Below are 21,958 nucleotides of genomic sequence, written 5' to 3'. Positions count from 1 at the left end.
CACGCGAAAGTGCCGGATTGGCGAGGGTTTCCTGCGTTTCGGGGCTTGACAGGATTTGTCGGTAGCACTTGGCTGCAACAATATGTCGCCACCCAGTGCAATGAAATCCCGCCACCCACTACACTCGCATCTCGCCACGTAAATCGGCGTGATCTGGACTGCCAATCCAGATCGAGTCCTCGAAAGTCGGATCTGGTTTTTGGGAACTTGCTCAAAAGGTGGGTGGTCTCAATGGGTCGACGCAACACTCAGCTCAGACCCACATTCATTGAAAACAAAAGCTAAATGCCTGGCTAGGGTTAGATCAGCCGGAACCTTACCCTGACTAGGTTTGGCCACATCAGCCAAACAGATCGATTCTTCAGGGTAAGCATTTGTGGATCAGCTGATTAGATAGTGTTGCATCGACCGGTTGAGCTGGCATGACTTTTCGGCCAGTTCGATGAGCGATAGGGTCCTCGTAAAGCTCCGTCTGACATCTCTCGACATTCGGGAATGATCAACCTGTTCACGGCTACAATAAAGCGTCATGATGATACAGAAGAAACAACCCAGCGCCCCACAGAACAGTAAGCGCCAGCCTCGCGAAGAGACTCATCTCGAAGGGCTGGCTTCCATCATAAGCATGCTCATCATCTGGTCCTTTGTCATAGGCTTCGTACTTCAAAACTTCGTCATTCCATCCTCTTCTATGGCCAGCACCCTACTCGTTGGCGACCACGTAATCGTAGAGCGCGCAACCCTGGCCCCCGCTACCTCTTGGACGAACCTCATCCCGTACCGCGAACTCCGGCGTGACGAACCCGTCGTTTTCTTCCGCCCGGCACCTAATCCCAAGGGTCAGCACGATATTTTGGTTAAGCGCGTCATTGGTATCCCCGGCGATCGCATCCACCTCCGCGGCGGCATCGTTTACCGCAACGGCCTCTCCCTGGACGAGCCGTACGCAGCCAAGCCCACCTCCGCTAATTACGATCCCTACAACGACGAATTCCCCGCTATCTCACCAGCAAAAGGACGCGGAGTCACCGCCGAGTGGTCGCTTGACCTCCTCGACCACATCCAGGGTGAAGACCTCGTTGTTCCATCCGGCATGTACTTCGTCATGGGCGACAACCGTAGCAACAGCTACGACGGTCGCTACTGGGGCCTGGTCCCTCGAGCCAACCTGATCGGCCGTCCACTTTTCGTCTACTGGTCTTTCAAAACACCCGAGGACGATTTGTACAAAACTTCCCCGTCAGAAAGAGCAAGTTCCACGCTCCACACCGTGCTCCACTTCTTTGACGAGACCCGCTGGAGCCGGACCTTCCACCGGGTGAACTAAACTGCCTTTCACTCGGGGATGCGATCGTTGTAACAGTACCAGATGTGGCCACCAGATCGGTCTGATCAAGGCGCTCGAATGACCAATGCCTAACCCAGTGCGCGAAAAACGGGGTTTTGACCAAGTTCGAATCTCCCGCGCACGCCTTCGGCGCGGCTGAGATTTTGAACACCCACCCGGCAACCAGTCGAGTGGCGGCATAACGTCGCATTCGGTGGCGGAATTCACTCGAACGGATCGCTGTTTTCGGTTCGCGGAGGCTGTTTTTTGAGTGCGCCGGGAGATCCCGATCTTCGGGCACGTGGTTGCGGGGGCCTGTTTGCCGCGCCGAGAGAAATAAAAAATGACGAGAACTAACCAGGCCGTAGCTCTACCTTCCGTTTGACGGAAGTAACTCCTTTGTAACGTGGAGTTGCCAAAACGGGAAAATCTTTGACTTTTTTTGGACGTTCAGGCAACCCCGAAAAGGGTTGACAACGAGCCTTGGCTGTGGTGAACCGAGGGTGATTTCTGTGCACAAAAAATACCCTTTAAGCCTTGAATTTCTTATACTTAAGGGATGGAACCCACACCCGGAAACGAACGTAGCGCAATCACCTTAGGGAGGGCCCGGACCGCTTTTACTTTGGCGGCGATGGTCGTTCTGTCGGCCTTTGCGACGGACACCGCCATTCCGGCGTCTGCGCGGGCGGCAGAACCAACGACGGTGATGCATGATGTCACCCCGTCCGAGATCGTGACCACGATGCGACTGCCAAAGGCCACAGTGTTAACCAGGATAAAGAGCGGTTTGGCCAGCTGGTATGGGGAGATGTGGCAGGGACGCCGTACGGCGAGCGGCCGGATCTTCGATATGAACGAGATGACTGCGGCGCACAAGACCCTTCCGTTCGGCAGCAAGGTCAAGGTGACCGATCTGCGGAACCATCGGTCAGTCATTGTGACCATCACCGATCGAGGTGCTCTGTTCCCGGGTCGTGTGATCGATCTGTCCCTTGGAGCTGCGCGGCAGCTGCGGATGGTCAACAGCGGGGTCGACCCCGTGCGGCTGGAGTTGCTGACCTTCCAGAACTAGGACCTGGCTGCTTTATCGGCGGGATTTCGACTTTCTTCAGTCTCATCTCTTTGTCTTTTTTGACTGTCCGGGCTGGCGTCCTTCGGGGCGCCGGTGTTGTTTAATTCGGCTGGGCGCGGTGGCGTGGCCGCGCGATCCATCGGAAGAGCGGTGCTCCCCAGGCGCCAATGGAGAGCAGGGCGCCGAAGAGGACGATGGCGTCGATGCTTTCGCGGCCCTCGTGGGACCAGTAGGCTGCGGCGTCGAGGTTCAGCCAAAGGGCGAACTCGTCGAGGGTGAGGGCGGCACCGATGCCGTAACTGAGAGCCAGGAGCCGGCTAAGCAGGATGGAGATGGAGGCGTCTCCGGTGCCGACGTCTGCGAGTTCGGCATAGCCGCAGAGAAGCAGCAGGAGGATGCCCCAGACGAGATGGTGGATGTGGCGGCCGCCCATTTCGACATAACCGAAGGGTCCAATGTGATGGGTGATGGAGGCTACCAGAAGGCGTACGGCGAGAAAGGTGATGAAGAAGCTGACCGAGGCGAGGAAGAGACGCCGCTGAGGGCGGTCGGGGATCTGCTGGTGGATGATCTGACCGGCTTTGGTGAGGTGAAGGACGAGCAGAATGAGTGCGGTGGCGAGGGTTAGGAAGACGAGAAGGATCCAGGATCCGGCGATGTGCATGGGTAAGGATTATCACGTGCCAACGGGGATAAGATGGGTCCATGCCGTTGGATGCAAAGGTACAGGCGATTCTGAATGTGGGTAAGTCGTTGGCGCGGCCTCCGGTTGAGCTGCAGACTCCAGAAGAGGCCCGGGCTGAGAGAGCCGAGATGATGGCGCGGTTTGTTCCGATGCCGGAGTACGCCGATGTTCGTGTGGCGGATCGGACGATCGGTGCTGCAGGGCGGGAGATTGGGGTGCGGGTTTTTGCGCCGGAATCAGGTGGCTCGGCTCCGGTGGTGGTGTTCTTCCATGGCGGGGGGTGGGTGGCCGGGACGCTGGAGACGCATGATCCGTACTGCCGGGCGTTGGCAAAAGAGGCCGGAGTGGTGGTGGTTTCAGTGGACTTCAGGCTGGCTCCGGAGCACAAGTTTCCGGCGGGGCTGGAAGACTGCCTGGCCGCGACGGAGTGGGTGATGGGGCATGCCAGGGAGTTGGGTGGGGACGGCTTGCGGGTGATGGTGGGGGGCGATAGTGCTGGGGGGACGCTGGCAACGGTGGTGGCTTTGCTGCTGCGGGATAAGGGTGTGACTGGGTTGGCGGGGCAGATTCTGCTCTATCCGGCTGCCGCCCACTATGATCCGCCTACGGCTTCTTACCTTGAGAATGCTGAGGGGTATGGGCTGACGCGAAAGGGAATGATCTGGTTTTGGGATCACTATCTAAACGACAAGAGGGAGGCGGCGGACTTTCGGGTGGCGCCGCTGCTGGCTACTTCGCTGGCTGGACTGCCGAGGGCGTTTGTAGTGACGGCGGAGTATGACGTGCTGCGGGATGAGGGGCAGGCCTACGCGAAGAGGATGGCGGAGGCAGGGGTTGAGGTGACGGAGGTGTTTGCCGAGGGGATGAACCATGGGTTCGCGGCTTCGGCGAATGAGTTTCCGTTTTTGCCGCAGGCGAAGGAGATGCTGCGGCGGGTGGCGGATTGGGTGAAGGCGGGTCGCTAGGCTAGGTGGGCTTTTTGGGGATCCACTTTTTGCGCGCCGGGGCGGCTGCGTCCGCGGGGGTTGCGGGAGTTTCTGATTCCGGGGTTGGGGTGGGTTCGGATTCAGGGACGGCGGTGAGGGCAGCGGATTTTGGCTGCCATTTTTTGCGTTCGGGGGACGGTGGTTGAACGTCCTGAATGGAAGCGGATTCGGATGCGGGCGCGGCGGCGGTTGATTGTTGGATTGGCGCGATCGCTGGGGTTGGAGTTTGATCGCTTGCTGGTTCCGGTAGAGGCGTTGTTGTCGTTTTGGGCTGCCACTTTTTGCGCTCGAGAGTGGTCTGGGTTTGAACAGCGGCGGTTGATGGAGCCTGTTCTGTGACGGGAGCCGCGATGGGGGGATTCTCCGCGGGCTGAGTTGGTGCGGCTGATTTGGGTTGCCATTTTTTGCGCTCGGGGGATGGAGTGGCGACCGGAGGGGCTTCCGGAGTATGAGGTTCAACTGAAGGAGGCTGGGCTGCGATGGGGGTGATGATCGCGGGTTCGAGTGTGGGTTGGGGGGTGGCTTCGCTTCGCGGCGGAGTGACGGCGGTGGTGAGGCCTTTGCTGCGGCGGACTCCTTCGAGGAGGAGCTCGGCTACGTCTTTGATCGCGATGTCTTCGGAGTCGGCTTTGTTGGGGGTGCTGCCGAGCATGCTCTTGCAGAAGGGGCAGCCTACGGCGAGGACTTTTTCTCCGGTGGCGGGGGCGAGGGTTTGCTGGGCTTCGCGGAAGCGGTTGTCGGAGATGCGCTCGTTTCCCTCCTCTTCTTCCTTCCAGAACTGGGCTCCGCCTGCTCCGCAGCAGAAGGAGTTTTCGCGGTTGCGGGGGAGCTCGGGGGTGGAGTTCGAGAGGATGTTGAGGAGGTTGCGGGGGGCTTCGTAGACGCCGTTGTGGCGGCCGAGGTAGCAGGGGTCGTGGTAGGTGATGGTCGCGTCGCTGGGCGTGGCGGTGAGTTTTTTGGTGGCTACGAGGGTTTCGAGGTACTCGGTGTGGTGCATCACCTTGTAGTCGCCGCCGATCTGTTTGTACTCGTGGCCGATGGAGTTCATGCAGTGGGGGCAGCTGGCTACGATGAGTTTGGGCTGGACGGTGTTGAGGGTGGAGACGTTCTTGTCGGCGAGCTGGCGGTAGAGGTACTCGTTGCCGGCGCGGCGGGCGCTGTCTCCGGTGCAACACTCTTTTTTGCCGAGGAGGGCGAAGTTGACCTCGGCATGGTTGAGGAGCTCGACGAAGGCGCGGGCGGTCTTCTGGGCCTGGGGATCGTAGCTGGCGGCGCAGCCTACCCAGTAGAGTACGTCGGGGTTGGGGTTTTCGTCGGTGGTTTTGACGTTGAGGCCGTCGGCCCAGGCGAGGCGCTGCTCGTGGTTGATGCCCCAGGGATTTTGAGCGCGTTCCATGCCGCGGAAGGCTGATTGAAGCTGGCTGGGGAACTCACCTTCAATCATGACCTGGTTGCGGCGGATGTCGATGATGTCGAGCATCTGCTCGTTTTGCGTGGGGCAGACCTCCATGCAGGCTCCGCAGGTGGTGCAGGCCCAGGCGGCTTCGGGCGAGAGAGCAAATTGGAGGAGAGGGCGGGGGGTGGGAGCGTTCTTTTCGAAGGGGGCGGGGGTGAAGCTGAAGGGGCTTCGCTCGGCGGCGAGGTCGTTGAGTTCCATGCGCTTGTTGATTTCGAGCGCGGCGGGGGAGAGGGATTTGCCGGTGGCGGTGGCGGGGCAGACGTCCTGACAGCGGTTGCACTGGATGCAGGCGTAGGCGTCGAGGAGGCGGGGCCAGGCCAGGTCTTCTAGCTTGGCGGCACCGATGGTTTTGGGATTGGGTTCGGCTTTGGTGTCGGGTTCGCTTTCGTCTTCGGTGTCGAGATTGAGGGCCGCGAGAGGCAGGACGCCGGAGGAGGGTTCGCGGGCGACGAGGTACTTCGCCGGGGCCATGAAGATGTGGATGTGTTTGGTGTAGGGGAAGTAGGCGAGGAAGGCGAGGACAGAGCCGAGCGCTCCCCAGTAACCGAAGATGCGGAAGGCTTCGGCGTTGGCGGGGGTGAAGAGGTGGGAGAGCAGGGTGGCGAAGGGCTGGAGCGGGTCGGGACCTTCGGCGGCGATCTTCGCTCCGGCTCCGATGGCTCGGCTGCCGACGTGGAAGAGGATGAAGGCGGAGACGATGAGAGAGTCGCGGGTGATCTTGGATTGTTGGACGTCTTTGTGGAGGAGGGTGCGCGGGTTGAAGCGGAAGTCGGTGCGGCTGGGGAGGGCGAAGCGGCGGATGACGAGCGCGACGACGCCGAGGAGGACCAGGAAGCTGAGGAGGTCGGCGAGGAAGCTGTAGGCTGCGACGACGATGATGATGGCATAGAGCGCACCGATGCGATTTGAAGAAAGGCCGTTAATTGTCAGGAAAGGAAGGTAGCCTTCGGCGGCGTCAACGAGGTTGACAAGGCCGTAGAAGATGAAGCCGTAAAAGATGAAGGAGTGGAAGAGGCCAATGGTTGGACGCTTTTTGAAGGTGCGCTGCTGGGTGAGCGTGGTGGTGAGGGCATAGAGGAGGCGGCGCGGGAGTTTGTTGAAGCGAGGTTCGGGGTCTGGGGTGCCTCGCCGGATGCGGAGGTAGAGGCGATAGAAGCCGTGGAAGCCCAGCGCTAGGGTGACGACGGCGAAGAGGAGGAAGGCGATCTTCTGGGGGAATGGAAGCATTGGGCTTGAGACGCTCGTCTAGCTTGTGATGACGATCTGAATTGAGTCGTTTCTATGCGCTGTTGGATCTTTCTACGAAGCGCGGGATGAAAGACATACCCCCAGGGGCTAAAGTCCCACGTTAGTGGCGGATTGAGAGACCCAAGGCTAAAGCCTTGGGGTACCTAGATGCAAGATCCTTGAGACGAGCATCGTGTCTTGAATATCTAACCTGCCTTTATAGCGACTGAACTCCGGGCGATAACGCGGCGCAGAAGGAGTAACAGTAGATTCCTCCCCCATTCGGCTACGCTCAGGGTGCGGAATGACAAATAAAAGAACGGGCAACAGCAAAACCAGACGACTTTACTAAAGGCGGATCTCTTCAAGCGATCTCTCCGGCAAAGGCTGGCTTCGATAAGAGATCTCTTTTGACAGCAGAAGCTGAGTGCTCTTTAGCTTGAACCCAGCGACTATTTTTTGAGTTCGGTGAGGATGGCTGGGACTAGCTGGGTTACGTCGCCGATGATGCCGTAGTCGGCGATTTTGAAGATGGGGGCTTCAGCGTCGCGGTTAATGGCGACGATGGTTTTGCTCTTGTTCATGCCGGATAGATGCTGGACCGCGCCGGAGATGCCGATGGCGATGTAGGTCTTAGGCTGCACGGTCTTGCCGGTCTGGCCGACTTGTTCGGAGTAGGGGCGCCAGCCTGCGTCGACGATGGCGCGGGTGGCTCCGACTGCGGCGCCGAGCTGGTCGGCGAGGGCTTCGACATATTGGGTGAAGCCTTCGGCGCTGCCTACACCGCGGCCGCCGGAGACGACGATCTCGGCCTCGGAGAGCGAGATGCGTGAGCTGCGCTCGGCGGTCTTGCCGGTGACTTTGAGTCGTGGCGCGGGAAGGCTGAGGTCGACGTCGAACTGTTCGGCGGCTTCGGCCTTCGGGGTTGCGGCATTGAAGACGCCGGGTTTGATAGTGGCTACCGCGATGGGCGCAGTGGACTCGATGGTCTCGGTGACACGGGCGAGGAAGGTGTAGCGCTGTGCGGTGATGGTTTCACCGGTGGCCTTGAGGGAAATGACGTCTTCGAGAAGGGGCGCGTCTAGTTTGATGGCAACGCGGGGGCTGTACTCGCGGCCGCTGCGACTGCCGCCGATGAGGACGAGAGAGGCTTCTCCTTCGGTTGCGATCTGGGCGACGGCGGCGGACCATAGTTCGGGATCGTATTGGGCGAGTGCGGGGAGATCGGCGACGAGGACCTGATCGACGGCTCTGGCTACTTCAGCGGCGATTGCTGCGATGTTGCTGCCGAGGACCAGTGCGGTGATGGGGGTTTCGCGGCCTGACTCGCGGGCGGCGGTGATCATCTCCCAGGTGCTCTTGCTTACTTTTCCATTGGCATACTCCACGACGACGAGAATCATGCGATCACCCTTGCTTCGTTGCGGAGAAGATCTACGAGTTGCGCGGCGGCAGCAGGGGCGTCTTTGCCATCGAGGATTTTGTTGAGGCGATTTTTGACCTGGATCTCGGCGCTGACGAAGTTGAGCTTTGGCGTTACGTTGAACTGGTCGAGAGACTCTTTGCGCATCTCTTTTTTCTTCGATTTCATGATGTTGGGGAGCGTGGGATAGCGCGGCTCGTTGAGCCCCTGCTGGGTGGTGACAACGGCAGGGAGCTCGAGCGTGAAGGATTCGCTGCCTTCGTCGGCGTCGTGCTTGCCGGTGAGGATGGTGCCTGCGAGTGCGAGGGCACTGGTCCAGGTGACCTGCGGCCAGTTGAGGCGCTCGGCGGTAGCGGCGGCGAGGGCGTGCGAGTCCCAGTCGGCCTGTTGACCGCCGGAGAGAATGAGGGTTGCTTCTTCCTGCTTGGCGAGCTGGGCGAGGACTTTGCTGAGTGCGATGGCGTCGAGACGGATGTCGGTTTCGACGTGGATAGCACGGTCGGCACCCATGGCGAGGGCGGTGCGGAGGGCGTCCTGCACACGGGCGGGGCCTACAGCTACGGCTACGATCTCGGCTTCGATGCCGCTCTCGCGGAGGCGCAGCGCCTCTTCGACCCCGTACTCGTCCATGGTGTCCATGACGAGCTTGCTGTTTTCGAGCGCGACGGCGTTGTTCGCGATGTGCACGCTCTCTTCGGCGTCGAGAACCTGCCGAATGTACGTCAGTATGCGCATGTAGTTCCTACCTCATCCTATGCATCGTGTCGTTTGACTCTTTCGAGCGATGCGGCGTTGTCATTCGATGCCGCGTCTGTTGAGATCGAGAGATACGCTTGAACACCTTGGATCGCTTCGTGAAAAGAGCGTTGCTCCGACGCGAGAAGGATACTGAATGATCGTTCAGTTCGTCAACGAGGCACGATGAACCATTCCAAAGGCATGTGTCCTGCCGGACTGGCTCCCTGAGCGGGAGGTGGTCACTTCGTGACTTGTATACCGGTCTTGGTTGGATGGGTGCGTTGGTCCTCCCGTTGGTCGGAGGAAGATGGAGATCAAACCTTGAGGCCGATGAGGCGCATGAGTTCGATGCCGTTGCTTTTGGTGACGACGCCCTCCTGCAACTTGAAGTCGAACTTCATCTTTCCGTCCTCGATCTCGTCCTGAAGATGCACATTGTGGAGACGGGGGTCGCGCTGTTCTCCGATGTTGGTGAGGGCGAGGTCGTGGGTGCTGATAAGGCCGATGGCTCCGCTGTCGAGCAGGGCGCGGACTACGCCTTCGGCTCCGATGAGGCGGTCTTTCGAGTTTGTGCCCTGGAGGAGCTCGTCCAGGAGGAAGAGGACGGGGGGATTTTTTTCGGCGAGGTCGCAGATCTGGCGGAGGCGCGTGATCTCGGCGTAGAAGCGAGAGCTTCCTTCCTGTAGCGAGTCGTTGATGAGGATGCTTGCTCCTATTTGTAGCGGAGTCAGCTGCAATTTCTCGGCGCGGACGGGAGCACCAGCCATGGCGAGGACCGTGTTGATGCCGACGGCGCGCATGAGCGTGCTTTTGCCGGACATGTTTGAGCCGCTGATGAGGAGGACGCGGGTTTCGCCACAGATACTAACGTTGTTGCGGACACACTTTGCGGCGGGGATGAGAGGGTGGCCGACTTGTTCGGCGATGAAGCAGGGTGCGCCCTCGACGAACTCGGGGAATGGATCGGCGGGATGCTCGTAAGTGTAGGCCGAGAGGGAGAGGAGCGCTTCGGCTTCGCCGATTGTTGCGAGCCAGGAGCGTACTGCGGTTCCGTGGGCGCTGCGCCAGGCTTCGGCTGCGAAGGCAACCTGGACCCCGTAGACGAGCGGAACGTTGAGGGCGCGTAGGATCGGGTTTTCGAGCGCGTTGATGTACTCCACGATGGTGCGGAGGCGGGCGATAGCTTGAGAGCCTGCGAGGTGATGAGAGGAGAGTTGCTTCTTGAGAGTCTGCAGGCGCGGCGATTCGAACTGTTCGCGCTCGAGACGGGCCAACAAAGAGGAGAGGAGTTGCAGATCCTTGAGGGCGTGCTCGGTGGATTGAAGGACTTCGGCGGTTTGCTTGCGAAGGGACGCGGTGAGGATGGTTGCGAGGATGAGGACCAGGAAGAACGGAGTTTTTTCTCCGCGTTGCGCCCAGAAGACAGCTGAGGCAACGGACGCGAGAGAGAGGAAGAGAGCGAGCCAGCGGAGAGCTTGGTGTTTGAGCTGATTGGGAGCCTCTGCCCAGTGCGTGAGGACTTCGGCGTGGATACCAACCTTGAGATCTTCACCAAGGACAGCTACGTCTTCGCGAAGGTTGAGGCAGGTGCGAAGTTCGGAGACTGCGGCGTGGCGCTGCTTTAGGCCGGCGACGGGGGCTGGAGCGAGGAGCCAGGTGGCGAGGGTGTCCTCGCCCATTCGCGTGCGAGCGAGCGAAAGGAGTTCGAAGAGGCTGCCGGGGCCGAAGAGGTCGAGATCGGTGGCGTAAAGGCTGGCGTGGGTATCGATGCGTTCGCCGGTGTGGCCAGGGCCGATCTGGCTGGAGAGGTTCCAGCGGTCTTCGATGCGGGCAATGCCCTTGCGATAGAAGTCTACGGCGCGCTCGGCGCAGGTGCGCTGACGTAGGATCTTTGCGTGCAGGAAGGCAATCGCGAGGAATACTACAGGGCCCGTGAGAAGCCACCATGGTGAAAAGGCGGTGTTGTGGAGAGAGAACCAGCAGGCGATCAGGGTTGCAATGACTACCAGGAGTCGGAGATTTCCGAAGCGCCGATGCAGCTTTTCGAAATGCGCGACCTTCTGCTCGCGGGCTTGCTGGCGCTGCTTGTACTCTTCGGAGGGAGAAAGATCGGACGGAGGCACAGAGGTATTATCGCTTACCTCTGTGCCCAGTCCTTTGGTTGGTTATGTTGTGGCAGGGGTGGCTTCGATGGTGTTGGTGGCGGCGACACGAGAGTACCACTTCGCTGAATCCTTCATGAAGCGGCGCTGTGTGGGGAAGTCCACGAAGACCATGCCGAAGCGTTGCGTGTAGCCTTCGGACCACTCGAAGTTGTCGAGGATGGACCAGGAGTGGTAGGCGCGAAAATCGGCTCCGTCGTGAATGGCGCGGGCGAGTTCGCGAAGGTGCTCGCGATAGTAGTGAATGCGGCGGACGTCGGCGACGCGGCCGGAGGCGTCGGGATAGTCGCCGTAGGAGCAGCCGTTCTCGGTGATCTCGATGGGGAGTTTGTAGTCCTGCGAGACGCGCTGGACGATCTCATACATGCCTCGCGGATAGACCTCCCAGCCGATCTCGGTGAGGGGGCCTTCTTTTCCATTGAAGTGGTCGAAGCCCATGGCGTCGTAGGAGGGTTTGGTGGGAGCGGGTGTTTTGAGATTGGCGACGATTTGGCGGAAGTAGTAGTTGACGCCGATGTAGTCGAGAGGTGCAGTCATACGCTTGTCGTCGCCGTTTTGGAAGCCCATGGTCTCGAGGGGAACACCGTGGACAAAGGCTTCGGGATAGCGGCCGCGTAAGGCGGTCTCGAGGAACCAGACGTTGTTGAAGGCGTCGAAGCGTTTGGCGGCGGCGGCGTGTTCGGGGGAGGAGGTTGCGGGGGTAGTTGACGACATACTGAAGGCGCTGCCGACCTTGGATTTCGGAGCGATGGCCTTGATGGTGCGGAAGGCGTCGCCCTGTGCGAGGTTCACAGTGTGTGAGGCCTTGAGGAAGAGGTCGAAGTCTTGTTTTCCGGGGGCGTGGACACCACTTCCGTAGCCGAGATAGGTGAAGACCCAGGGCTCGTTGAAGATGGCCCAGGTTTGAATGCGGTCGCCGAGGGCTTTGACGGCGATCTCTGCGTAGTCGGCGAAACGGGCGGCGGTGTCGCGGTTGGGCCAGCCGCCTTTGTCTTCGAGGGGCTGGGGGAGATCCCAGTGATAGAGCGTGACGAGTGGGCGCAGGCCGGCTTTGAGGACCGTATCGGTGAGGCGCTTGTAGTAGTCGATTCCCTTCTGGTTGATGGCTCCTTCGCCGGTGGGTTGGATGCGGGACCATGCGATGGAGTAACGATAGCTGCGCATATTCATCTGCTTCATGAGGGCGATGTCTTCGGGGTAGCGATGGTAGTCGTCGCAGGCGGCGTCGCCGGTGTAGGCGCCCTTGACGTTGCCGAAGGAGTGGCTGAAGCGGTCCCAGACGGTCTCGCCTCTACCGTCAACATTCCAGGCGCCTTCGACCTGATAGGCGGCGGTGGCGGTGCCCCAGAGGAAGTCTTTTGGGAACTTGACTTCGCCGACGGCTGGGGTTTGCTCGGCGGTGGCGTCGAGTGAGGGGAGGACGGAGGCTACGGATAGCCTGGGGAGCGCGGCGGCTGCGGCCCACGCAGAGGTTTGGGCGAGAAAACTTCGGCGATTCATGTCAGGTAGTCTCCGTGCGGGTTGTTATGGGGACGAAGTGCTCGAAAAAAATGGGGAATGGGAAAACTCAAATTTAGAAGGGTTTTGGGGGGAAACCTAGTCGGAGACGTGGTGATTTGATGGTGAAGTCGTGGTGAGATGGGTGGTAAACGTGGTGTTTGAGATGGTGGGTTTTGAGGGGCGAAAAATGTGACAGGTTTTTGAGATTTATTTTTGTGAAGTGCGCCGGAGCGAACGGAAATACAGGGATCCTTCACTTCGTTCAGGATGACGACTTCTGAGGGAGTGGCTGTGAATGCGTCTCTGGTCCTATCCCAACAGCCTGAGCTGAGACTCGGAGCAAAAAGTACCCGTCGGCGAAGAGGGTTTCTCTTCGCCGACGGGCTGGTTGTGTCGCGTTCGGGTTAGAACAGCACCTTGAGGGCAAACTGATACTGGCGCGGGGTGTAGTTCGGGTCGGCCTGCGATATGCTTCCGAAGCCGGGGTTGCCGAATTGATCGCCTGGTTGGCCATTGCCCAGGTAGAAGTTGGGCGTGTTCGAGATGTTGTAGCTCTCCGCGCGGAACTGAAGTCCGAACCGCTCGGTAATGGCGAACGTCTTGAACACGGATAGGTCTACGTGGCGGAAGGTGGGCCCGAACAGCGAGTTGCGCTGAACGTTTCCAATGGTTCCGAGGGGTTGAGGAACGAAGGCCGCAGTGTTGAAGAAGTGCTGAATCGCCCTCGATCCACGAGCATCTCCGATCTGGCTGGGGCGGTCGTTGCCTCCGCTGTTTTGGGGAACGGCGCGGTTGTTGAAGCCGAATCGTTTGGCGGGATGTAGAGGGTCGTCGCCAGCAGGGTTATCTGCTCCGCTGCCAGTGCTGGTGATGGTGAAGGGTTTTCCGCTCTGCCAGACGGTGATGGTATTGAAGGACCATCCGCTGAAGGCGAGTTTCTTGGCGCCGGTGAACTGCTTGCCGTACTGGAGTTCGTAGTTCAGACCGAGAGCGAAGCGGTTTTGAATATCGGTCTCCGCGATGCCGTATTCAGTTGCACGGATATTGAACGGATCCGCGTTGCTCCAACCCTGGTTGCTGCCCTGTTGGGAGAAGCCAGTGATGTCGCTCAGAGCTTTGCCCCAAGTGTAGTTCGCATCAAATGCCAGACCCTTGGTAAAGCGGCGCTGGTAGGAGGTCTGCAAAGCGTTGTAGTTGGAGATACCGCCGCTGTTGATGTAGCTGACGCCGCCCAAATTCGAGCTGGTCGGCTTGTTTGGATTGGCTGCAATGAAGGCTGCATCCAGCGGACGAGCAGCGCCAGCGGCGTTGGTGATGGGGTTGAAGGGCAGCGGCTGGTTGATGTTGTTAATCGATTCGGGCAGATGCTGACCGATGTTGCCGACGTAGCCGATGGTGAAGACGTTGGAGCCGAACTGTTGCTCTATTTGCAGGTTGTACTGCTGGATCATGGCGTTTTTGAAGTGCGGTGCTTCCGCGACGAACGAAAGACCGGGGATGAGGCTCAGGTTTGCGAGCTGCGCTGGACTCGGAGCAGACGGACCAACGATTCCCTGGCTAAAGTTCGAGTTTGTATTGAAAGGACCGCCTGCGCAGTCCGGGTTCTGGCCTGGAGGGAGTGTGCCGTTGTTTACATAGGTTTCGATATTAACCGCGAGAGTGGATTGGCAAGCCGGGCTGAAGATGGAGGTGAACGGAACGTTCTTCAGGTCGGCGTTGGAGGTGTAGTTCCCGGGGAAGTAACTGAGCCCGTAACCACCACGGAGAACGGTTTGGGGGGTGAGCGATGCGGAGAAGCCAACGCGTGGCGCAACATCGCCGTGATCGGTAGGAATGTTGACCTGTGAGTTGACTCCATTCACATTGGCGATCTTCAACGCAGACGAGGTAGCTGCCGCCGGGTTGGAGAGCGCATCGAGGAAGTCATAGTTTGAGATGTGGTTGTGAGCTTCGGTGAATGGTGTGAAGACGTCGTAGCGGAGGCCGTAGACGATGGTCACCTTGGGGTTGATCTTCCAGCTATCCTGCACGAAGCCACTTGGCTCCCAGCTGCGGTAGTCAGGAGAGTTGATATTGAAGTTGCGGGTTTGGTTGTTGAAGGCGCCGAGCAGAGTAGAAGCAATCTGGTTGTTCTGCTGGGTCAGCTGATCGCCGTTGCTGTCTGTGGTCAGATTGAAGCCATAAGCTCCGACCGCGGAGGCACTTTGCACGTTACGAGCCTGCCGGCGGATGAGACCGAGGCCTGCCTTGATGTTGTGGTTGCCCAGGGTCCAGCTAACGGTACCGGAGTATTGGAAGGTGTTGTCGATGTCCTGCAGAGGAACGTAAGCGCCGTCGCCGATATCACCGAAGGGTCCGATTGAGACCGGGGTCAAGGAGTCAGCAAACGGGCTGAAGTTGGTCTGGCTGGCCGGGAAGCCGACTTTTTGGTCGATCCCGATGCCGTAGTTGAGTGGAAGAGAGAGGTTGTTGATGCGAGTGTAGCCTGCGCGGAGATCGAGCAAGAGAGCTGGTGTGAAGATGTGCGTGAAGCCGAATGCAAACTGTGTTGCGAAGTCGGATGCGGGACCGTCAAAGTTGTACCTTCCACCCGAAACCTGGACACCGTTTACAGTGCCGAAGTTGGGGGGCGTAAAGCTAGTGACTTTGTTGTAGGACCAGCGGCCAAACAGCACGTTTTTATCGTTGAACCTGTGGTCTATGCGAGCGTCATAGAGGTTGTAGTCCTGGGTCTTACTCGGGCTGATGATGTAGTTGTTCGAGAGATTGCTGTTGGTAGGTGCCGGGAACAGCTTCAGATAGTTCAGTGCGATCGGGTTGATGGGTACCGGTCCACCGGTGGCTGGGATTAGTCCCGCATGCGCCTGGGCGGTACCGTTAGCCGTGCTAAAAAATGCCTCTGGCGATCCACCGTTAATGCTGTTGACGTTGTTGTATTCAGACTGAGTCGGTACGGTACCGGTATAGGTAACGCCCGCGACGTTCCGGAGGCCTTCCCAGTCAAAGTAGAAGAAGGTTCTGTCTCGGAAGATCGGTCCGCCGATGCTGACGCCGTACTGATTCTGACGGAGCTCGGGTTTCTTTCCGGTGGATGCGAAGACGTTGCGGGCGTCAAAGATGTCGTTGCGGAAGTACTCGTAGACCGAACCATGGAAGGCGTTCGTTCCAGAGCGGGTGACGAGGTTGATGACTCCGCCGGCAGTACGTCCAGCTTCCGGAGCGTAGCTGTTGGTCTGGATCGTGATTTCCTGAATACCTTCGACGTTCGGCTTGATGCCGATGGTGCCGATGATGCGTTCGTTGTCGTCGATGCCGTCGACTACCCAGTTGTTGAGGGTGTCATCCTGTCCGTTGACGGAGAGACCGGCTGCATTGGTACGACGATCGTCGGGACGGCCACCGCTCGAGAGGCCGTTGCCTGCTCCCTCGTTGGCGCCAGGGACGAGGCCCACGAGCTGAACGAAGTTACGTCCGTTGAGGGGAAGATCCTGCACGGCTTTTGCAGTCACGGTGGAGCTGACGGTCGCGCTGTCGGCCTGGAGGAGCGGAGTGCTGGCGGTGACTTCGACGACGGTTGATTCTGCGCCGAGCTGGAGATGGACATCGTTGCGGGCGCGGTCACCAGCTTCTACAGAGAGATCCTTGGTAATCGCCGCCTCGAAGCCGGTGGCTTTGACGGAGATGGAGTAGTGGCCGACCGGAAGGATGTTGAAGCTGTAGTCGCCAGAGCTGTTGGAGGTGGTGGTGCGCTTCTCGTTCGTCCCGGTATTGGTGAGGACGACGGTGGCGTTGGGAACGACGGCGCCTGTGGCATCGGTGATGGTTCCGAGGATGTCGGCGGTGGTCAGCTGCGCGAAGGCTGCTGAGGTGAAGAGGACCAGGAGTGCCAGAAGATATGCCGGCTTGCTCCATCCCCGAGATAGTCTGCGTCCGCACTGGCCTAGGCGGGTCATCTGGGTGGTTGAATCGTAGATCATGTTGTCCTGCCCTTCGGTTCTTGGGTTTGTAAAACGTTTAAGTCGATCTAACGTTCTGCTGCTTGTGTTGGCAGAGTTCTCTTGAGACTGCTTCAACACAATGAAAATGCTTCGCTTACGGTTTTTGTTTGATGGAAGTCGCCGTATCCGGGCAAATGTTGCTCGTCCTGCATTTACTTCAAACGTTTGAGTAGGGGAAATGTCGTCAATCTTCCCCGGCTGAGGATTCTGCTGGATCAGACTATTGCTTGTCAAGAAAGTTTTTGGTCTCGGGGTGACTCTGTAGAGGCTGACGAGACTCTTCACCGTTACTGGTCTTACCAGTTTCTCTGCCGGTGAGGATCATTCGATCAACGCGGGGCTTGACGGGCTCTTTGCGGGGCGCGGCCTCGGGCACACGTCGGATTTCGAGGGCGAGTGGTCGGACGTTTCGGAGTTTTGCCGGACTCTCGCTGGTTACTCCTTAAAAAAGGAGGGGAGAGCGCAGAGTACTGATGCGCTCTCCCCCAAGGGAAATTTGAAATGAGGGTTAGAACATGTACTTCAAGGCGAATTGAAGGTTGCGCTCGCCCTGGGCGTTGTTGACGAGACCGAAGGTGGTGCCGATGCTTGAATTCGGCGCGACCAGGATGGGGTGGTTGAGTGCGTTGATGGCTTCGGCGCGGAATTGCAGGCTCTGACTTTCGACGATGTGGAAGGTTTTAGAGACACTGAAGTCGATCGCCTGGAGGCCGGGGCCGGTGAAGCTACCAACCTGACAGTCGCCGAAGCCGCTGGTGGGTTGAGAGACGGAGGAGGAGTCGAACCAGACGTATCCGGGGCTGCCGGGGATGGTGGACTTCTTCTTCGGGGTTTCGATCGGCTGCCCGGTGCAATTGGCGCGGGGGAAGCCGGAGGTCGTGCCGGAGTTGTCGGAGGCCTGTGCAGTGATGGGGAAGCCGGTGTGGAACTGCAGGATGGAGTTTACTTGCCAGCCGCCGGCGACGAGATCTGCTGCGCGGTTGATGTTTGAGCCGAAGGTACGGCCTCGGCCGAAGGGAAGGTCATAGGTGACGAAGCCGTTGAAGGAGTTGGTTACGTTCTGGTCGCATCGACCGTAGTCGGCTGCGGGATTGTAGGTGTTCTGGAAGAAGAAGTGGTTGTTGCCGGCCTGGGTGAGGCTGGCGTTGGTGTCGCCGTATTGCGCGTAGAAGCCTGAAGAGTTTCCGAGGCACTTGGAGAAGGTGTAGTTGCCCTGGAGTTCGAGGCCGTGGTTGAGGCGCTGCTGGAAGCTGGCTTGGAGGGCGTTGTAGTTGGAGTAACCGGTGGAGGCGGTGAGACGCGCCTGGCCGATCAGTCCCTGCAGGGTGGGGTTGAGGTAGGGGCTGGGTGCGATGGTGCCGTCGGCCTCAAGAACCTTCTGGTTGATGAGGGCGATGGTCATGAGGTGGTCGGTCTTCTGGCCAACGTAGCCGATGGAGAAGGTGGAGGAGTTGCCGATCTGACGCTGGACGGTGAGGTTGTATTGCTGCGAGACGGCGGGGCGGATTTCGTTGGGATTGAAGGCGTGGATGCCAGAGCCTGAGAAGCAGAGCGGTGACTGCGCGAGGGCAGCGGCTTCGGTGCATCCGGATGCTGGGAAGCTGGAGAAGCCTTCGTCGAGGGTAGTGGTGGGGAGGGCCTGGGTGCCACCCGCGTAGGTGACGTTGAGGGGGATGGCAAAGGGCGGGTTCTGGATGAGGAGGTTGCCGGTGCCGGTGCTCTCGGTGAAGTTCGAGATACCGTAGGCGCCGCGGACGACCATGGATTTATCTCCGCCTGGCTGCCAGGAGAAGCCGAGGCGCGGCTGGAAGTTGGTGGGGCCGTTGTATTGGTTGTAGAGGGCTTTGGAGTTGCCGTTCAGTCCTGCAATCTGGACTTCTCCGGTGAAGAGGCCGTAGTTGGTTGCCTGATTGTGGGCTTCAGCGCGCGGGGTAACGACTTCATAGCGGAGGCCGAGGTTCAAGGTCAGGTTCGGGAGCGCGTGCCAATCATCTTGAACGAATCCGGAATAAAGACTGTTGCGCAGACTGCGACCACCGCCCGAGCCGAGTCCAACGTTTTGGGGCAGGCCGAGGAGAAAGTCGGCTTCTGCCCAGCCGGTTGGGGTCGAGGAGGCTCCGCCTGGGCCAGAGGGTGGGATGACGACTGAGGGATTGCTGGTGAACGAGCCGTTGTAGATGAACTCACCGGCCAGACCTGAGTTGCCAACGTAGAGAACATTGGTGCGGTAGTTGTAGAACTCGAATCCGACGTTGACGGTGTGCTTGCCGCGAATGATGGTGACGGTGTCTTCCGCCTGAACGACGGTGTCATGGAACTGCGAGACGAGATTGTTGTTGCCGAACATCGGGCCGTAGCTGGCACCTGAGAACATCTGCAGGGGCAGGAAGGTTTGATTCGGTGCGGCTCCTGCGATGCCGAAGGTGGAGGGAAGGTTCTGTCCGGTGGGATTGGTGTAGCCTTCGGTCACTGGAAAGTAGCTGGTCCCGATACGGGCATTGTTGAGGAGGGACGGGTTGAAGGTGTGGGTGTAGTCGATGACACCGTTATAGAGTGGGAACTCGTTGTCGGAGTCGCCGGTGAGCAGCTGGCTGTTGGTGGTTGGGTTGGTAATGTGCTGCTGCGAGTAGCGGGCGTAGACATGATCCTTCTGGCTAGCAATCCAGTCGATTTTAAGATCGCCTTGATCGCTGTTTGTGAAGGAGTGCGTCACGTTGACCTGGTTGCCTGTGGTCAGATCGTTGATGGGTGCGGGATAGAGATTCGAGTTGAGAATCTTCGAAGCGGCGGAGCTGAGCGGAATGTTGATCTTGTTGTAGAGGAATGGGGTACGGCCGCCGGGCGTTGGCGATGAATACGGATTGTAGAGTTGCTGGGTGAGGTTGTTGCAGATGCCTGATGCGTTGAAGCCCGCGGAACAGATGCTGGCGAAGTTACCCTGACGTTCTGCAGCGGTGAATACGGTGTACGGCACGGAGGTCGCCGGCTGGTCAAAACGCGAGCCCTGGTAATCCACGAAGAAGAAGAGCTTGTCTTTGATGATGGGACCGCCCACCGATCCGCCAAACTCGTTCCAGCGGAGGATCGGCTTCAGGCCAGTTCCGTCGGGGTTGTTGGTGCCCGGAATATACGGCTGTCCTTTGGTGAGGCCGTTTTTCCAGGTGTTGGCGTTGAGGGCGTCGTTGCGGATGAACTCGAAGACGTCGCCGTGGAACTGGTTGGTTCCGGACTTGAGGGTGACGTTGATGATTCCGCCGAGGTAGTTGCCGTAGGACGAGGGCGCGTTCTGGGAGATGAGGTTGAACTCCTGGATGGCGTCGACACTGGGCGAAAAGGCTACATCGTTGTTGTCGATCTGGTTGTTGTCCATGCCGTCGAGGATGTAGTTGTTGGTCTGCTCGCGGTTGCCGTTGATGTAGGGACGGCCGACCTGGAAGCTGGCCTGAGAGCCGGTGAAGGAGCCAGGATTGAGGCTGACGGCGCCGGGAGAAAGGAGGGTGAGCTGGTTGTAGTTGCGAGTTGCGAGCGGCAGAGTGACGTTGGCACGCGCATCGAGAACAGTTCCAAGGTAGCTGTCATCGGTCTGCAGCAGAGGCGGCGCACTGGAGACTTCGACGGTCTGCGAGGCCTGACCGACGGTCAATGCGACGTCGATGCGAGCTGTCTGGGCTATGTCGAGAGAGATGGCCTGGTGCTCTGAGGAGGAGAAGCCGGGAGCTGCCACCTTGAGCACGTACTGCCCAACAGGCAGAGGAGACAGGTAGTAGACACCGGCGGCGTTGGTTTTGGTGGGATAGACAGTGCCACGAGAGCTTTCACGAGCGGTGACGGTAGCGCCGGCAATAACGGCGCCTGAGGCGTCGGTTACGGTTCCGGTGATCTTAGCGCTGATGTCCTGCCCGTGCGCGAAGGAACAAACCAGAAACGTGAAGAAACTAAATAATGCGATGCGTGCTCTCATTGGTGGCCTCCAATTCCATTTCTTTCTCAAAGAGTGTTGCGAACTTCGTGGAACGTTCTTGTTCGAGCGACTTTGACTGTCGCTTAGATTTCTGTCTGGTGTTTGCGCCTTAGGGTTGAGTCACTGCAGTGTGTGGCTTCTTGCAGCGAATTCAGATCCTTCGCGTCTTGTGTTGTAAACATCCTCGGATGAAACTGTGTCCTAAAAACCTTCCGAAATACCCAGAAAACAGAACTTTCGGGGTCGCTTCTGAGACCGAAAAATCATCAGTTCTTTTGAAGGCCAAATAGTATAGACAACTGTACTGACATGCAAGGAGAAAATTCAGCGCATGTGTCGCCGGTGTCTCCTCAAACGCCGATGGGCAGCGGAGATTCGCGCAGCGCGGTTTTCGAATCAGTGACTTAGTGAAGAAGGGGAGATCCAAGAAGCTGGTGTTTAAATCACGGTTTCAGGAAAAGAATTGGGAACGAGTGGACAGAAACAGGGGGACTTGTCGTCGCTGTGAACGTTTGAGTTGTTGGATTTTTAGAACAACGTCGAAGTTCCGGGAGGCTCATCGCTTGTCTCAGGATCGTTTCGCCTGAGAGCTGGTCGCAGATCGCGTGCGCTGAAGAGGAGTTTCTGTGACGCTGTGCAGTGGAAGCTCAGTCCGGCGTCTTGAAGGTAGCGAGCAAGCGCTCGCGAACGAAGACGATATGGTCCCGCATGGCAAGTCGCGCCTCGCGTTTGGAGTCTTTTTTCAGGGCCTGGTAGATCTTCGTATGAGCTACGGGCGCGGTGGTGGCTGAGAGTTCATATGATTTGGAACGGCAGAGAAGAGCTTTTTGTTGCACGTTTTCGAGGACGTGGCAGAGCTCCTGGTTACCGGTGGCTGCGGTGATCAGGCCGTGAAACCGCATGTCTTCTTCGATATGTTCGAGCTTGTTGCCGTTCTTGAGAAACTTTTTGGTGCGGTTGATGCTGTTTGACAGATCGCTAAGCAACTTCGGAGTGATGGTCGCTGCATCGATCGCATGGACCTCGAGAACCTCGCGGAGCTCGTAGAGATCCCGGATCTCTTTTGCTGAGAACTGGCGGACGTAGGCCCCGCGGCGGGCTTCAATGCGAACTAGCCCCTCTGCTTCCAATCGATTGAGCGCTTCGCGGACCGGGGACTTGCTGATTCCGAGTTGAGTGGCAAGGGACTCTTCGGTGAGCCTGGACAGTTCGCCTAAAGTCCCATTCAGCACGCTCTGCTTAATGCTCCGGTAGGTGAGCTCTGTAAGGTTTGGGATTTTAGCCAGCTTAATCATGATGGTGGTCTGGAGGATTCTACACGACCGAAGGTTGGAGCTCGTATGGGTGGCGTGAAATCGAGACTTCTTTCATTTTTGGGAGATTTCCTGACTTACTTTCCTGCCGATCGACATTGATT

The 21,958-nt window shown here is 58.7% G+C and carries 12 protein-coding genes; 3 read left to right on the top strand and 9 right to left on the bottom strand.

Annotated elements, in window-relative coordinates; translation table 11 throughout:
* Positions 1-529 precede the first annotated feature (529 nt).
* Both lepB and HDF12_RS04710 read left to right on the top strand, forming a co-directional pair.
* Positions 530-1,327: a signal peptidase I gene (gene lepB, locus HDF12_RS04715; protein WP_257025348.1), complete on the top strand. Its 798-nt coding sequence runs from the start codon at positions 530-532 to the stop codon at positions 1,325-1,327.
* Between the two features lie 634 nt (positions 1,328-1,961).
* The gene (locus HDF12_RS04710) at positions 1,962-2,402 is read left to right on the top strand and encodes a septal ring lytic transglycosylase RlpA family protein (protein WP_218892299.1); all 441 of its coding nucleotides are present in this window, start codon (positions 1,962-1,964) and stop codon (positions 2,400-2,402) included.
* 100 nt (positions 2,403-2,502) lie between these two features.
* Here the strand turns inward: HDF12_RS04710 and HDF12_RS04705 are convergent, their stop codons facing one another.
* Positions 2,503-3,066: a hypothetical protein gene (locus HDF12_RS04705; RefSeq protein ID WP_179581446.1), complete on the bottom strand. Its 564-nt coding sequence runs from the start codon at positions 3,064-3,066 to the stop codon at positions 2,503-2,505.
* A gap of 41 nt (positions 3,067-3,107) precedes the next feature.
* On the opposite strand from HDF12_RS04705, the gene HDF12_RS04700 reads away from it, so the two are divergent.
* A complete protein-coding gene (locus HDF12_RS04700) occupies positions 3,108-4,052 on the top strand; it encodes an alpha/beta hydrolase (RefSeq protein WP_179581445.1) in 945 nt (314 codons plus the stop codon).
* Between the two features lies 1 nt (position 4,053).
* On the opposite strand, the gene HDF12_RS04695 is transcribed toward HDF12_RS04700, so the two are convergent.
* From HDF12_RS04695 to HDF12_RS04660, 8 genes are all read right to left on the bottom strand, one after another.
* A complete protein-coding gene (locus tag HDF12_RS04695; RefSeq protein ID WP_179581444.1) occupies positions 4,054-6,759 on the bottom strand; it encodes a heterodisulfide reductase-related iron-sulfur binding cluster in 2,706 nt (901 codons plus the stop codon).
* 452 nt (positions 6,760-7,211) lie between these two features.
* Entirely contained in the window at positions 7,212-8,162 is a 951-nt protein-coding gene (locus HDF12_RS04690; RefSeq protein WP_179581443.1) for an electron transfer flavoprotein subunit alpha/FixB family protein, read from the bottom strand.
* Positions 8,159-8,917 carry an electron transfer flavoprotein subunit beta/FixA family protein gene (locus HDF12_RS04685; protein WP_179581442.1) on the bottom strand — a complete coding sequence of 253 codons (759 nt, stop codon included), beginning with the start codon at positions 8,915-8,917 and terminating at the stop codon, positions 8,159-8,161. The genes HDF12_RS04690 and HDF12_RS04685 overlap by 4 nt, the downstream gene beginning before the upstream one ends.
* Before the next feature lie 317 nt (positions 8,918-9,234).
* Entirely contained in the window at positions 9,235-11,043 is a 1,809-nt protein-coding gene (locus HDF12_RS04680; protein ID WP_179581441.1) for a MutS-related protein, read from the bottom strand.
* A gap of 42 nt (positions 11,044-11,085) precedes the next feature.
* Entirely contained in the window at positions 11,086-12,582 is a 1,497-nt protein-coding gene (locus HDF12_RS04675; protein ID WP_179581440.1) for a GH1 family beta-glucosidase, read from the bottom strand.
* Between the two features lie 404 nt (positions 12,583-12,986).
* A complete protein-coding gene (locus HDF12_RS04670; RefSeq protein WP_257025347.1) occupies positions 12,987-16,559 on the bottom strand; it encodes a TonB-dependent receptor in 3,573 nt (1,190 codons plus the stop codon).
* A gap of 529 nt (positions 16,560-17,088) precedes the next feature.
* A complete protein-coding gene (locus tag HDF12_RS04665) occupies positions 17,089-20,541 on the bottom strand; it encodes a carboxypeptidase-like regulatory domain-containing protein (protein WP_179581439.1) in 3,453 nt (1,150 codons plus the stop codon).
* A gap of 647 nt (positions 20,542-21,188) precedes the next feature.
* A complete protein-coding gene (locus HDF12_RS04660; protein ID WP_179581438.1) occupies positions 21,189-21,836 on the bottom strand; it encodes a GntR family transcriptional regulator in 648 nt (215 codons plus the stop codon).
* Positions 21,837-21,958 lie beyond the last annotated feature (122 nt).

Source organism: Tunturiibacter gelidiferens, from assembly GCF_013410115.1.
GTDB lineage: Bacteria > Acidobacteriota > Terriglobia > Terriglobales > Acidobacteriaceae > Edaphobacter > Edaphobacter gelidiferens.
The sequence above is the reverse complement of the archived record's forward strand: the minus strand, read 5'-3'. Positions and strand labels throughout refer to the sequence as shown.